The following is a 14,218-nucleotide window of genomic DNA, read 5'->3' as shown; positions in this document are numbered from 1 at the left end:
GAGGCTAGGCCGTACGGCCGACATCACCGGCGTGGTCGCCCGGCTCGTCCGACTGGTCCCGTTCTTCGGGCACTGCGATCGAACCGGTCATCCGGTGGCGCAGGCGCTCGACCGGCCCCGGACCCTGGCGCGAGGCGTGGTCGAGTGCCTCGGCACCGTCGGTGTCCTGCTCGGCGCGGGCGTTCGCCACCGCCCCGGCTTCGCGACCGAGGTTCTCGGCCTCACGCACGGACAGGTAGTGCCGGATCGCCGCCACGGTGTCGACCCGGGCGTCGACCGCCGGCTCGAACGCGCTCGCCCAGACCTCGTAGCCGCGGTCGTTCGGGTGGAACAGGTCGCCGTAGCTGTTGAAGAAGGTGCGGCGGACCCCGACGCGCTTCGTGATCGTGTGCAGCGGCGCCACCGTCAGCCCGAACTCGTCGGCCACCCGGTGCACGATCTCGTTCGCCACCGCCACCTTGCGCTCCCGGTCCGGCACGAACATGCACGGCAGCTCGGCCACCACGGCGTGCGACGGCACCGCGCCGTAGATCGCCCGGATGTTCCGCTCGAACTTGTCCGGATCGAAGTCGGCGATGTCGTTCGCCCCGATCGACACCGTGCAGACGTCGGGCGCGTAGTGCCGGAGCTTCGGCAGCTGATCACGCTTCGCGCCCCACGTGGTCGAGCCGGAGACGCTGAGGTTCACCACGCGCACCGACATGTGGGAACGGTGCCGGATGCGCCGTGCGAGCAGCCCCACGTAGCCACGCCCGGGTGCGGTCGCACCGACGCCCTGCGCTGCCGAGTCACCGATCGCCACGTAGAGCAGCTGCCCCTCGTGCTGCTGTCGTTCCCGCCACCAGTCGGCGTGGATCGGGAGCATGTCGACGACCCGTTGCGCCGCTGCCCGTTGGCCCTTCACGCCGGCGCGGGCGCCGACGGCTGCGGCACCGACGACGCCGAGGCTGCCGACGACGGAGGTGAGGAGTGCGATGAGCGTGCGGGATCTCATGCCGTGGACGGTACGCCCGCCGGTCTTGCCGGAGACGAGGAGGACCTGTGGGTGTGGGGAGAGCCCTGCAGGGGACCGCCTGTGGAGGGGGAGCCGACCCGGGGTGTCATCACGGGCCTCCCGGATCGTGTAAACTCTTTCCCGGTACCGTGTCCGAGCGGCCGAAGGATCATGTCTCGAAAACATGTGTGGGGGCAACTCCACCGTGGGTTCAAATCCCACCGGTACCGCCAACAACACGACGAAGAGCCCCCGGTTTCGACCGGGGGCTCTTCTCGTGTCCGGCAGCTGTTTCGCGCTGGTCTCCACGCCGAGGGGTCACCCCGCTGTGCGCCACACCACTGCTCGAACGGATCGTCGCGTCGGATGCAAGAACGAACGTGCCGACCTCAACGCCGCGGAGACAGCGTCAACTTCTGATGTCGCACACTCGCTTCCGGTAAAGGAATCGCTCTCACCGCAACCCTCATCCGCCCGTTGGCTGATCTCGTTCACCGTCGGCGTATGCGTAAGTACCCTGGTTCATCAAGAGGCGAAGCTGACCCGTGGTCGCGATGCCCTGCGTGATGCTGACGTCAGCGATGTCACCATCGAACACGTCTGAAGGTCCACCACTGGAGAGAGCGCCGCCGACACGCAGGCCCCCCGAGACCGCAGCTTCGCCGGTGCCGAGGCTGTGTGCAACGCTGTGTGACCCGCCGGGAGAGGCGTTCATGTAGATGCGGACTTCCTGGTTCGCCGCGTCCCAGACGCCTGTGACGAAGTACCAAGCACCGTCGGTGGGCGCTGTCGTGTAAACCGTCCCAGTGGGAGAGGCACAGTCAGTCTTCGGAGCGTCTATTTGCTGCTTGACGCAGAATCGGAAGTTCCCATCGCCGTACTGGAGGTAGAACGCTGACGTTGCTTCCCCGTCGATGGAAACCGCTGTGTTGTAGTGGCTGGAGGCTCCACTTGTGAGGTGCATGAAGGCGGACACGGTGTAGCTCTTCGTCGTGTCGATCGGTGCAGCGCTCGTCCGCGTGGCACCGACGAGGGCGAAGTAGCCGAGGTCGTTCTTCACGGTCTTGCCTTCGCACGCTGACTGGGTCGAGTCGAAGTACTCCGACCCGGTCCAGCACGACCAAATGTGTCGCGCAGTCGTGCCGGCGGGAACATCATCGGCGGACGCCCACCCGTATCCGAGCAACTGGCTGGTGTCGGTGCCGGTCGGACAAGAGGAGCCGATGAGGGTGCGGTCCCCCCAATCGCCACGACAGGACCAGATTCTGTTGGTCCCGGCCGGTTGGTCGGCCTCAGAACTGACGAGTTCACCGAGAGTGACCTCGAAATGGGCCCCAGACGGGGCACCGCCGGCGATGGATGCGCGGTGTCCGTCCAGGCCGTTGAACCGGTTGATGCGCACAAGGTCGCCGAGATGCATGATCGTCGACGGGTACTTCAGTTTGTCCGGGTACGAGTCCGGTTCCGCCGTGTTGACGCTCGGGTCGACCGTCAACGGCAGCGGCGCGGACGATCCGGTGCTGCCGGATGCGCGGTCGTCGGCTATGACGGTTGGTGAGGCGGGGGTACCAGCACCCGTGACGGAGCCGTCGCTGATCCCGGTCCAGACGTGGCCGGTGGTGCCGGAAGTGGATCCAACCCGCGGATCCGCGTCGGCGATGATCGCAGCGCCTCCATCCGTGTTGGCGGAGCCGCCGACCTTCCCGGGCGCGGACACGTTGCCAGAGCGGTCAATCGCCCACACCCAGAGCGTGTTCGCGGTGTCGACCGGAGCGAAAGTCAGCGTTGCGGCGTGCGACGAGTTCGCGCATACGTAGGTGACGCGGCCGTCACTGAACGCGCAACTGGCGTAGCCGGTTGAGGTGTCCACCGCGTCGGAGAGCGGCTGCGTCAGAGTCCCGCTGCCGCTCGGAGCGACCCAGTACGAGAAGCCGCGCACGTCGGAGTCGGACGCCGTCACTGTGACTGTCATGTTCGTCCCGACGGTGTGCGAGCCGCTCGGAACGGCGACGGATGGTGAGGTCGGTGCGTGCGAGTCGGACGCGAAGTAGCACCAGCTGCTCCATCCACTCCACTCTGTCCGATCCCACGTCTTGGCGCGGAACATGTAGTTCCCGTCCGACAGCGTGCCAGCAGGAACCTCAGCTGTTTGTACGCCCCCATGCGCGTCCGAACTGGCCTTCGAGAAGACCGCGGTGTCCGCGTCCGTCGTGCGCATGACCTGGTAGGTGATGTGGGTCGTGTCGTTGTCGGCGTCGCTCGTCTTGGAAGAGAGGACGAGGTCTTGGGCTTTGTTGTTGACGCCTGCCGCGTTGGACGTCGATGTTCCGCAGGATCGCTGCGGTGACGCGATCGCGGCACCGCTGGGGGCGCTCGGTGGCGTGTTGTACGACACGGTCAGGGAAGCGTGCTGGTTGAAGTGCTTGCGGCTGATGCTGCCTTCGGTCGCGGAACGCAAGCCGATCTGCAGGGTGCCGCCGTTCACGGCGTCCACCGCTCGCGCGACGTCCCAACCGACTGCCTTGCCCGCCATCGCGCAGCCGCTGACTGCTGGAATGGATGCATCCGAGACGTGGTCACGCCACTGGCCCTGATTGCCCTGGTCCCAGTTCCAGTTCTGTCCTGCTCCGACGACGCCGTAGCGCCATGCCTGCACCGTCGCGTTGCCGCAGCTGTACGTGGCGACCGCGTTGAAGTGCGCGTCCACGATGTGCTTGCCGGCGAGACCGGCCGTGTCGAACTGCCAAAAGGCCCGAGAGACGTAGGTGTAGCCGTCTTGCTGCGCGTAGCCGACGCTCTGGTAGCCAGCTGAGTACTGCCCGTTCAGGTAGGACTGTGTTGGATACGCCGCGTCGTCGAACCAGAAGGCGCTGTCACCCGCAGACCAGTCGGGGTCGACGTAGAGCGGGTACTTCGGGGCATGAGCGGTGATCTCTGCGACATCGAGGGTGACGCCGTCGCTGGTGGTGGTGTGTGTCACCGGGCGGGGGCTGCCGTCGCCGCCGGGTCCGTCCGAATCGCCGCCATGGGACGAGTCCCACCAGGTGGGCGAAGCAGCCGACAGGGAGGAGCCGTCCGCCGTTGTCGCCGTCGACCCGGTCTGGGTGGCCGTGACCTTCGCGCCGTCGAGCTGGAGTTCGACTTCTCGGAGCTCCGGACTTGCCGCGGCTTCCGCGGTCTTCACGACGAGGACCTCTGACATCCCGGACGGAGTTGCCGTCAGCTGCAGGTCGACGTTCGGAGCCACGTCCGGGTAGACAGCGGTGGAGCCGTCGACGTCCGGAGGCGGCAAGGAGCCGCCGTCCGGCCAGGATTCCGAGACCCATGCACCCGTCTCCGTCTGCACCTGCGCGAGCGTGTCCGAACCACCTCGGGAGAACCGGACGTGCGTGTCGGTGGCGGAAGGAGTCAGCCACGTTCCGTCTGTCGCGAGGGAGGTGTCGACGGGCACCCAAGTGCCGTCCTGCTGGGTCCGCACTGGGACTGTGTCCTCGGTGCGCTCGAGCGTGCCGTCTGGCTTTGCCACCACCGACACCGTCGGGGTCAGCGAGGAGGAGACGATGACGTCATGGTCGTACGTCTCCGCCACCTCCTCAGCAGCGCTCGCATCGTCAACGGCCTGAACGTCGGCTACCGACGCCGGCTTGGCAGCCGCGTCCTCACCGTCCGCTGCCGCGCCAGCGCTGATGCTGGTGACGGATCCCAGGACGAGCACGGACGTGAGAATTGAGATGAGCGCTGATCTCCCGACCGGCATAAGACCCCCTAAGTCATTGCTGAAGCGCTCCCGCGCCGCCGTCACGTTAGCGACGATCGCGGAAGCCATACGGTGAGCGTCCATTCAGCATTCGACATCAGAAGCGCGATTTTCCGGGCAATTCGCTGCAATGCGCCCCGAATGGGGGGTCCATTCTTATGCATTCGCTCTCGGTACGATCCCGAAGCCGTGAAAGTCCGTTCGGACGCTTGACATGGTCAAAACTCCAGGGGGACCAGTGCGCGCTCGCACGTCACACGTCACGACTGCTGCTGCTGGGAGTGGCGAATGAGCCGGCATCGCAAGCACCTTCGTCCGTCAACTGCTCGACGGACACAGATGGTGATCGCCGCTGCGACGATCGCGGCCGTCGCGGTCGGATCGTTGGTGTTCGTTCAATCGCGCGACATCGCCGTCGTCGCCGACCTCGGTCGTTCAGTATCCGGCACCGCGGCATCGAGCGTGTCGAGTGCTGTCCGACCGGCATCATCGAAGTCAGTGCACACGCCGACGGCGCACCTGAAGAAGGGCAATTGGCACGTCGATCTTGCCGCTCGTAGCAGTCTCGGGCAGAGCAACGGACGAGCGGACAGTGCAGCAACGGTCGGAAGCGCTTCGACCGTCGCTGGGAAGTGGACGGCCGTCGGGAACACACCGATTGGTGTGGCCCCGGTGGATTCAGCGGGTCGAGTGACCTCGGCCTCTGTGCAGGGCCTCACCGTCGGGGTCCGCTCGCAAGCCGCAGCCTCCAAGCAGGGGCTGAGCGGTGTCGTGCTCACCCTTGCCCGCGATGACGGACGAACCGGGAAAGCCCCTGTGGCGGTCCGAGTGCCGACTTCGCTCCTCCGTCAACAGTTCGGAGCTGACTACGCCGCTCGCGTCCGATGGGTGCAACTCGATGGGGCACGCAAGTACTCGGCGACCGCCGCGACTCCTGTCGCGACGACCTCGACTGCCGACAATCTCGTGATGACGCCGATGGTCAGTAGCCGCATGGTGACCCTCGCGGCGACCAGTTCTCCGGTGTCGACGTCGGGGACTGGTTCGTTCTCGGCATCGACGCTGAAAGAAGCCGGTTCGTGGGATGTGTCGGCGCAGACCGGGGACTTCTCATGGCAGTACCCGATGACGGTCCCGCCGGCGGCTGCGGGCCCGGTGCCCTCGATCGGACTGTCGTACGATTCGCAGTCGATCGACGGCGAGACCGGGTCGACGAACAACCAGCCGTCGGCGATCGGTGACGGCTGGGACCTGAACGGTGGCGGGTTCATCGAACGTCAGTACGTTTCGTGTTCGCAAGACGACGGGGCCTCCGGCGCGGTCAAGACGTCCGGTGACCAGTGTTGGAAGACGGACAACGCGACGCTCTCCCTCGGCGGTCACAGCTCGGCGCTCGTGCGCGACTCAGCGACCGGCGACTGGAAGATGCAATCCGACGACGGATCACGGATCGAGCACCTGGTCGGCACCGCCGCAGGGTGTTCACCGAACGGCACCTACGACACCGACTGCTGGCGCGTCACCACGACGGACGGCACGCAGTACTACTTCGGCAAGAACCAACTCCCCGGATGGTCCACGGGGAAAGGGACGACGAACTCAGCGTGGACCGTTCCGGTGTTCGGCAACGACACCGGCGAGCCGTGCCATGCGTCGACATTCGCAGCGTCGTCCTGTGTCCAAGCGTGGCGGTGGAACCTCGACTACGTCGTCGACGTCCACGCCAACGCGGAAGCGTTCTACTACACAGCCGAGACGAACAGCTACGGCAAGAACGGTAGCGGCGCCACCGCCTACGTCCGCGGTGGGCAGCTCGACCACGTCGACTACGGGCTGACCAGCGCTTCGGTGTACGCCGCCAACGCTGCAACCGGTCGAGTCACCTTCGGCTATGACGCATACGGCCGTTGCAGCGACACGACCCACGCGAATTGCACGAAGGAGACCATCAGCGCCGCGGCGACGAAACCGGCCAAGCCAGCCTCCTACCCGGACGTGCCCTGGGATCAGTTCTGCACGACTGCGTGCACGGCGAACGCGGTCCCCTCCTTCTGGACAGACGGCATGCTCGACACCGTCACCACCGCCGTGAAGTCCGGAACCGCATACGCGACGGTCGACAAGTGGACGCTGTCGCACTCCTTCCCGAGCCCCGGCGACGGAACCACCGCCGCCCTCTGGCTGACGCAGGTCCAGCACACCGGCTACACGGGCAGCACCGGCGTCAATGAGCCGGCGGTGAAGTTCAGCGGCGTCCGCATGCAGAACCGCGTCTGGGCCGTCGACGGACTCGCTCCGCTCGACAAGCTCCGCATCGCATCGATCACCGCCGAAACGGGCGCGGTGACGTCCATCAACTACTCGGTGCAGGACTGCACCGCCGCCGAAGCCTCCGCGATCGAGGCTGCGGCGGCCACGAACTCCCGCCGCTGCTACCCGCAATGGTGGACACCGTCGATCACGCCGGCGCAAGAGCCGAAGCTGGACCTCTTCCACAAGTACGTGGTGACGAGCGTTCTCGACGACCCGAAAACCGGAGGGGCCACTGATCGCCCCCAGCAGACGTCGTACGTCTATACCGGCACGCCGGCGTGGAAGTACAACACTGCGACGTTCATGCCCGACAAGCGGCGCACCTGGTCGGTCTTCGCCGGGTACGACACCGTCGAGGTGCGGGACGGTGACGCGTCGGATCCGAAGTCGGTGAAGACGACGGCCTACACGTTCTACCGCGGCTTGAATGGCGACCGCGCCGGCACGAATGGTGGAGTGAAGTCCGTCAACGTGTCGGGGACGTCGAGCGTGACCGATGTCAGTTGGCTGGCCGGGCAGATCCGAGAGTCAGTCGTCCGGGCAGGCGTCGGCGGACCAGTCGTCTCGGACACGGTCAGCACGCCGTGGGCTTCCGGCGTGGAGGCGAACGACGGTGTGAACGCCGCTCGGCGTGTCGGCGACGGATCCACGCGGATGACAGAGCCGACGGCAGCGGGAACCGACCGGACCTCGGAGACGAACACGACGTACAACTCCGACGGGCTCCCGAGTACGGTTTCCCGCTCCGCGTCAGACGCAGCCGATACGTGCACGACGACGACGTACGCGTCGGCGAACCGCACCGCATGGCTGATCGGCCTCCCGGCTGAGCAGCGAGTCGTGAACGTGGGCTGCGGCAGCGAGCCGACTCTGCCGCGTGATGCCATCTCTGACGTTCGCACCTCCTACGACTCCGCTGCGGTCGGCGCAACGCCGACGAAGGGAGACACCACCAAGGTTGAGACGGTCACCTCTTACTCCGGGTCGAACCCGGTTTGGACGACGACCGCGACGAGCGCGTTCGACACTGTCGGGCGGGAGACCTCGAGCACAGACGAACTGGGCCGCACCACCAAGACTGCGTACACGCCGGCGACCGGTGGACCCGTCACCGGGGTGACGACGACGAACCCGAAGGGCTGGAAGGCAAGTCAGACACTCGACCCCGCACGTGGTGTCGTCCTGTCCGAAACGGCCGTCGACGGCGGAGTCACCAGTGCGACGTACGACCCGCTCGGGCGACGGACTGCAGTCTGGATGCCCGGTCGAGCAAAAGCCGACTACCCGTCAGCGCCCGACACCGCCTATGCGTACACCGAGTCGCAGACCGGCCCGCTCGCCGTTGCCACGACGACCCTCAACTGGGGCGGCACCATCACGAGGTACGACCTCTACGACGGTCTCGGTCGGGTCGTGCAGACGCAGGACCCCTCATCGAACAGCGGAAGTGTCATCACTGACACCGCGTACGACGAGCAGGGCCGGACGAGCTTGAAGAACAACTCCTACTGGGCCAGCGGGACGAAACCATCGGCCTCGTTGTTCGTCCCGGTCAGCCAGCAGCAGATCCAGTCGAGCACGGAGTTCGAATACGACGCCGTCGGGCGAACGACAGCGACCGTGGCGAACTCGTACGGCAAGGAGCAGTACCGGACGACGAACCGGTACGTCGGGGCCGACGAGGTCGACACCACACCGCCACAGGGGGGAACACCCAACACGACGTTCACGAACTCCCTCGGGCAGAAGACCCTGCTGAGGCAGTACCTCGCGGCGTCACCGACCGGAACCCATCAGGACACGCGGTACACGTACGACGGCCGGGGCGACATGGCGTCGATGACGGACCCCGCCGGGAACCGCTGGACATGGACGTTCGATCCGGTCGGCAACAAGACTTCCGCAACCGACCCGGACACCGGGACGACGACGTACACCTACGACAACGCAGGGAATGTGCTCTCTTCCAAGGACGCACGTGGGGTCGTCATCAGTGACGTCTACGACGTACTCGACCGGAAGACCGCCGAATACTCCGGCGGGACGGACGGCGCCCTCCTCAGCTCGTGGACGTACGACACTGTTCGCACCGGGGCGCTCACCGCCTCGAGCAGCTACGTCGGCTCGGCGCCCGGCGCTCCCGGAGCCGCCTACACAACCGCAGTGACCAGCTACGACACCGCCGGACGGCCCACAGAGCAGACCACCACGATCCCTGCGACCGCTTCGGCCTTCGGCGGAACCACCTACAGCACCAAGCAGACCTACAACCAGGACGGTTCGCCCTCAGCGACGACGATGCCGGCAGTCGGCGGTCTCGCAGCGGAACGCGTGACGACGACGTACGACGCGCTCGGCTTGCCGAGCAGCCTCTCCGGCACGAAGAGCTACGCCGGCGTCGTCTACGACGGGCTCAACCGCGTCGCGCAGGTGAACCGTGACGGCACCGTCGCAAACGTCTCGGCATACACGCGAGACGCAGTCACCGGGAACATCTCCGGGATCGAAGACCGAACCGGTACCGGCTCGAGCTCCGTCGTGCAAGCGAAACGGACCTACAATCGGAACGACGCCGGCGTGATCACATCGGCGACGACAACCGGGGCTGCCGGCAGCGAGACGCAGTGCTACAACTACGACGCGTTGCAGGAGCTCACCGAGGCGTGGACCCCCACGTCGGGAGCCTGCAGCAGCGCACCAGGCACATCTCTCGGCGGGCCGGCTCCGTACTGGTCGAGCTACACCTACGACACCGCAACCGGGAACCGGAAAACCGCCACCCAGCATGCGACAGCTGGTGGCACCGACCAGGTGACCTCGTACACGTACCCGGGCGCCGGCGCCCCTCACCCGCACGCGGTGCAGAGCACGTCGACGAGTACCGGCGACGAGGACTCGTCCAACGCGTTCACGTACGACGACGACGGAAACACGACCCAGTCCGGAGAGACGGCCCTCGCTTACGACGAGCACGGCAGGATCCTGTCAGCCACGGTCGGGCCGCAGCGACAGAGCAACGTCTACGACGCCGACGGCAACCTCCTCCTGCAAACCGACCCGAAGAACGGCGCGACGCTCTACCTCGGCGACACCGAACTCCACGTCGATGCAGGTGCATCCACGACCACGGCGACCCGGACCTACGCGCTCGCGGGTGTCACAGTCGCAGAACGAAACACCTCGACCGGTACGAGCACCGTCTCCGCTATCGACACGGACATCGACGGCAACGCCGATCTCGCAACCGACGTGCTCACCGGAGCCGTGACGCGACGCTGGTTCGACCCGTTCGGCAACCAGCGGGGAGGAGCGTCGAACTGGATCTCCGCGCACGGCTTCCTCGACAAGGCAACGTCTTCGTTCAGCGGCCTGACCCAACTCGGCGCACGCGCGTACGACGCAACGCTCGGACGGTTCCTCTCTGCAGATCCGGTCTTGAATCCTGACTCACCCCAACAGGTAAACGGATACGCCTACAGCGGTAACAACCCCCTCGCCAACGCCGACCCCACCGGACTCTGCCCACCGAGCCAATGCGCGATCGACGGGGGCAGCCGCCCCAAGCCAATGCCAGGGCCGGTGCCCTTCCCGTGGAAGGGCGCAACCACCGCACCGTCAACACACGCCCATCACGCCACACCGGTGCAGCCATACGGGCACGGCGGCAGCAAGAGCGCCAACTACCCCAGCGTCAAGAAGCAAGCGCAGACGTGGAAGGCGATCAGACACTGGGCGCCGGTGATCTTGCTCACTGCCCTCGACATCGCACTCACAGCCGGAGTCATCGCCTGCACGGTCGCTACCGCAGGCATCTGCGCCGTCGCCGGCGGCGGAGAACTCGAAGCGGCAGGGCTCGCCGCCGACGCCGACGCCATCGGAAGCACGATTGCTGCGGAGAGCGCGGAGCAAACGGCCGCAGCGGAGGCGGAACGACTCACGGCCAACCGGATTCCGGCGGGCGTCCGGGCAGCAGCCGAAGAGGCTGACGGCGTGCGCTTCGGGAAAACCGACAATCAGATCTTCCATGCCTTCCGGCATACGGACAAGGCTGGTCTCGACAGCGAGGACGTGGCATCAGCGGTGCGCTCTAAGCTCAACTCTGCACCCTTCAAGGAGGGGCAGCAAACGATCGAAGTTCGTGTTGGCGGCAAGCAAGTACAAGCGTCGGCCTTCGGAAGAAACGGTGCCTACAACGTGGGGCGACTTGTCATAAAGGGAGACGAGGGTTGACATCGAGAGCACTCAGCGCAGCAGAGTCGGAGTTGATCCGACGGTTGCTAGCGGACCACATGCCGCGAGGGGCCAAGCCGGTAGAAACCGACCTGTCCGCTGTGCTCGTCGATCGATACGACGAATCGGAGTGTCTCCGTTTCGTGGAGCCCGCTCCGTCAGATGAAGTTGGATTCAACTCGGACATGTACACGTTCGAGGACCGGGACGGCGTGCCGATCACCGCTTTCCTCATCTTTGATCCGCGGGGTATTATGCAGGAACTAGACCTCTGGAAGGCCGATGACTCCCCAATAGTCGGGCTACGCGATTCCTTCAGCTGAGTCGCTGCCTCAATCCTCGACGTTCACTAGAGGCCAGTGTGGGTAGGTCGTATTTTGGGCTTCCGGAATCGCTGAGGCGATTGTCGACCAGCAATGCAAGACGAGCGCAACCGCAACCGCAGAGGCAACTACCCGATCGACACCGGTACGACCCTCGTCCCGTCCTCGTCCCGCCAGCCGTCGGGTTCCGGGCGGACACCCCAACCGGTGAGGTGCATCGTCACGCGGAGCTCATCGTCCGGGTCGCGGATGTTCCCGCTGAACCCGATGAGGTCACCAGCATTGTCGCCGTCGCCCGTCGCGTCGGGGTCGAGGCGGAGGCGCCAGGCGCGGAGGTGGCGTTCGTAGTTGATGCGGGCGAGGCGGACGGTCATGATGTGGCTCCTGGTGTCATGGCCATGGGGTACTCGACCCCGCACGTGTACTTAGCGACCGCGAACGGCTCGGACTATTCCGCCGGGACTTTTCCGGAGGAAAGGCTCGCGTCGGGCATCGCCTTCGCCTGCGGGAACCCGCGGCGGTCATCAAGCTGTCGCAACCCTTGAAGGACGCAATTAGCAATCCGGCGAACAATTTCAATGTGAGATACATACCATGACGAACAACTCTGAAGAATCAACGCAGGAGTTTCTCGAACGGCTCGAAGCTAACCCTGTCCGCGTCGCAGCGAGAGCTGAGTTTGAACGGGCAGCTCAAACGCGCGTTGCCGCTGAACGAGCCGCTTCCAGCTCGATACTGAAAGACTTGGCTGATGTGGGACTGCACCTTTCGTCGATATGGGAGCTTGTGAATACAAGCGAGCCCTACCCGGAGGCTCTTCCGATCTTGATGGCGCACCTCGAGCAGGGCGGGTACCCCTCGCGAGTGATGGAAGGAATTGGCCGAGCGCTCGCGGTGAAGCCGGCCGTGAAATACTGGGACCGGCTGGTGGCGTCCTATCGAAATGCGACCGATGAGGGGGCACGCGAGGGGGCGGCGGTCGCGTTGGCTGCCTGCGTCACAAAGCAGCATATCGGCGACCTCATCGCTTTGACCCGCGAGCGCGGCGAGTTCGATGAAGATCCGATTTACTTTCTCAAGAGGATCATGCGGCTCGGCGGAGACGAAGGCCGTGATTTCGTCGCTTCGCTGGTTGATGATCGTCGGCTTGGGAAAGAGGTGACCGCATTGACAAAGCGGGCGCGAAAAGGGGTCGAAGAGCCCCCGAGGACTTGAGTAGAGTCCCGACAGTGCGACGAAGCCGCACGGAGTTCTAGTGAACACATCATTCTACTCTTCCCCTGAATGTCGGCGGCGCGGCGAACGGGATATATTCGGCGGGGTCCCGCGAGCGGGAGTTCGCGTTCCGCAATCTGGTCAGCATGTCTGCGACCGGATCGGTCATTCTTCATCGTCCACGGGCGAGATCTTCCCGCCGTGCGAGAGGTACAGACGTTCGTGGCACGCGACACCGGGATCTTTCCCGTCTCCCTTGCCGACGAACCCGGCCGCGGTGAGACGATCATTGCTGAGTGACCGCCTGCTTGACGATGTGCTTGGCGAGTCGCGCGGTTTCAGTGATTGCCGGGTAGATCGTGTCTTCGGCGATCTTGGGCTCGCTGTGCAGCCGCTGCAGTAGCCCACGCTTCCATTCCGCGGGGACCCTGATCACCCACCCTGCTCCACCCCACTCGTGACCGGTCTTCCCGGGGTGTTGCAGCAGAAGGTTCAACGCGAGATTCGACACGCCTGAGGGCGTGTCCGCCGGAACTGGACCTCATCGGTGTGGAACACCAGTCCGGGGTAGGGCCGGTACAGACCGCAAGCAGGGAACGTTCCGTTCTGGGCGCGCATCCGCGGGTCGAGTGCATCGTGCTGCAACGCAGCGGCGTTGTTGCCTCACGGCCTCGCCGGAGGCAGCTGGAGCGCAGGCGTCGCTTCCGAGGCTGCCGTCCATTCGTCCTTGACAACCTGGTGATGTGTGAAGGTAGGCTTCACATGTGTCCGACGACCTATACGAACTCGCCACCAAGCTGTACCGGGATGTCGGCGGGATCATCGCATCTCCCGTGCTGCAGGAAGCCGATCAGCCGCTCGACCGGATCGCCGCGGTTCGGGCGCTCGGCGACCAGACCACGGCTATGTTGTCCGCCGCGGTCGTGGCCGCGCGGCAGTCCGGAGTCACCTGGCAGCAGGTCGGAGAGGTCTTGGGAGTCAGCCGACAGGCGGCGTTCCAACGGTTCGGTCGGCCCGAGCCGGTGTCGGGACACGAAGCGGAGCCGCCGGCCGCTGCCGAAGGAGCGGCGGTCGAGCGTGCGACCGCCGTCGTCGACGAACTGGCCCACGGTTCCTGGCAGGCCGTCGTCGATCGGTTCGACGACGCGATGCGCGCCCGCCTCTCGGTGGACGGCCTTTCTGCGGCGTGGTCGCAGGTCGTGGCCGCTATCGGTGCGTTCGACCACCGTGGTGAAACTCAGGTGTCGCGCGCTTCCGGGTTCGCGATCACGACCACGCCGCTTCGGTTCGAGCAGGACGAGTGCACCGCCCGGATCAGCTTCTGGGACGACGGGCGCATCTCGGGGCTGTTCATCCTGGCGGGATCGCCGTCGTGACCGATCCGCA

General features: G+C 65.6%; 8 protein-coding genes and 1 tRNA gene. 5 read left to right on the top strand and 4 right to left on the bottom strand.

What is annotated here, in order from left to right; genetic code table 11:
* Positions 1 to 4 precede the first annotated feature (4 nt).
* Positions 5 to 994, bottom strand: a complete 990-nt coding sequence (locus tag DEJ00_RS12335; RefSeq protein WP_111057550.1) for an SGNH/GDSL hydrolase family protein — start codon at positions 992 to 994, stop codon at positions 5 to 7.
* Positions 995 to 1,137: 143 nt separating this feature from the next.
* Between DEJ00_RS12335 and DEJ00_RS12330 the strand changes: the two genes are divergently transcribed.
* Positions 1,138 to 1,227, top strand: a tRNA-Ser gene (locus DEJ00_RS12330).
* A 233-nt stretch (positions 1,228 to 1,460) separates the two neighbouring features.
* On the opposite strand, the gene DEJ00_RS12325 is transcribed toward DEJ00_RS12330, so the two are convergent.
* Positions 1,461 to 4,820 carry a hypothetical protein gene (locus DEJ00_RS12325; RefSeq protein WP_111057549.1) on the bottom strand — a complete coding sequence of 1,120 codons (3,360 nt, stop codon included), beginning with the start codon at positions 4,818 to 4,820 and terminating at the stop codon, positions 1,461 to 1,463.
* Positions 4,821 to 5,090: 270 nt separating this feature from the next.
* Between DEJ00_RS12325 and DEJ00_RS12320 the strand changes: the two genes are divergently transcribed.
* Together DEJ00_RS12320 and DEJ00_RS18945 are read left to right on the top strand one after the other, a co-directional pair.
* Positions 5,091 to 11,294, top strand: coding sequence for an RHS repeat-associated core domain-containing protein (locus DEJ00_RS12320; protein WP_181440175.1), 6,204 nt, complete (start codon positions 5,091 to 5,093; stop codon positions 11,292 to 11,294).
* A complete protein-coding gene (locus DEJ00_RS18945) occupies positions 11,291 to 11,617 on the top strand; it encodes a DUF6984 family protein (RefSeq protein WP_375537593.1) in 327 nt (108 codons plus the stop codon). The genes DEJ00_RS12320 and DEJ00_RS18945 overlap by 4 nt, the downstream gene beginning before the upstream one ends.
* A 128-nt stretch (positions 11,618 to 11,745) precedes the next feature.
* Here DEJ00_RS18945 and DEJ00_RS12310 read toward each other — a convergent pair whose 3' ends face one another.
* The gene (locus DEJ00_RS12310; protein ID WP_111057546.1) at positions 11,746 to 11,991 is read right to left on the bottom strand and encodes a hypothetical protein; all 246 of its coding nucleotides are present in this window, start codon (positions 11,989 to 11,991) and stop codon (positions 11,746 to 11,748) included.
* A 220-nt stretch (positions 11,992 to 12,211) separates the two neighbouring features.
* Here DEJ00_RS12310 and DEJ00_RS12305 point away from each other — a divergent pair, with 220 nt between their 5' ends.
* Positions 12,212 to 12,832: a hypothetical protein gene (locus tag DEJ00_RS12305; RefSeq protein ID WP_146247960.1), complete on the top strand. Its 621-nt coding sequence runs from the start codon at positions 12,212 to 12,214 to the stop codon at positions 12,830 to 12,832.
* A 286-nt stretch (positions 12,833 to 13,118) separates the two neighbouring features.
* Here DEJ00_RS12305 and DEJ00_RS18560 read toward each other — a convergent pair whose 3' ends face one another.
* Entirely contained in the window at positions 13,119 to 13,268 is a 150-nt protein-coding gene (locus tag DEJ00_RS18560; RefSeq protein WP_181440174.1) for a hypothetical protein, read from the bottom strand.
* 328 nt (positions 13,269 to 13,596) lie between these two features.
* On the opposite strand from DEJ00_RS18560, the gene DEJ00_RS12300 reads away from it, so the two are divergent.
* Positions 13,597 to 14,208 (top strand): DUF3887 domain-containing protein, encoded by a 612-nt coding sequence (locus tag DEJ00_RS12300; protein WP_111057544.1) that lies wholly within the window; start codon positions 13,597 to 13,599, stop codon positions 14,206 to 14,208.
* Positions 14,209 to 14,218 lie beyond the last annotated feature (10 nt).

The organism is Curtobacterium sp. MCLR17_039, from assembly GCF_003234745.1.
GTDB classification, from domain to species: Bacteria; Actinomycetota; Actinomycetes; order Actinomycetales; family Microbacteriaceae; genus Curtobacterium; species Curtobacterium flaccumfaciens.
Note: the sequence above shows the minus strand (reverse complement) of the source record. Positions and strands in the feature narration are given on the sequence as shown.

Excerpts from the sequence above, each read along its gene's own strand:
- DEJ00_RS12335 (WP_111057550.1), bottom strand. The coding sequence starts at position 994 with ATGAGATCCCGCACGCTCATCGCACTCCTCACCTCCGTCGTCGGCAGC.
- DEJ00_RS12325 (WP_111057549.1), bottom strand. The coding sequence starts at position 4,820 with ATGGCTTCCGCGATCGTCGCTAACGTGACGGCGGCGCGGGAGCGCTTC.
- DEJ00_RS12320 (WP_181440175.1), top strand. The coding sequence starts at position 5,091 with ATGGTGATCGCCGCTGCGACGATCGCGGCCGTCGCGGTCGGATCGTTG.
- DEJ00_RS12310 (WP_111057546.1), bottom strand. The coding sequence starts at position 11,991 with ATGACCGTCCGCCTCGCCCGCATCAACTACGAACGCCACCTCCGCGCC.
- DEJ00_RS12305 (WP_146247960.1), top strand. The coding sequence starts at position 12,212 with ATGACGAACAACTCTGAAGAATCAACGCAGGAGTTTCTCGAACGGCTC.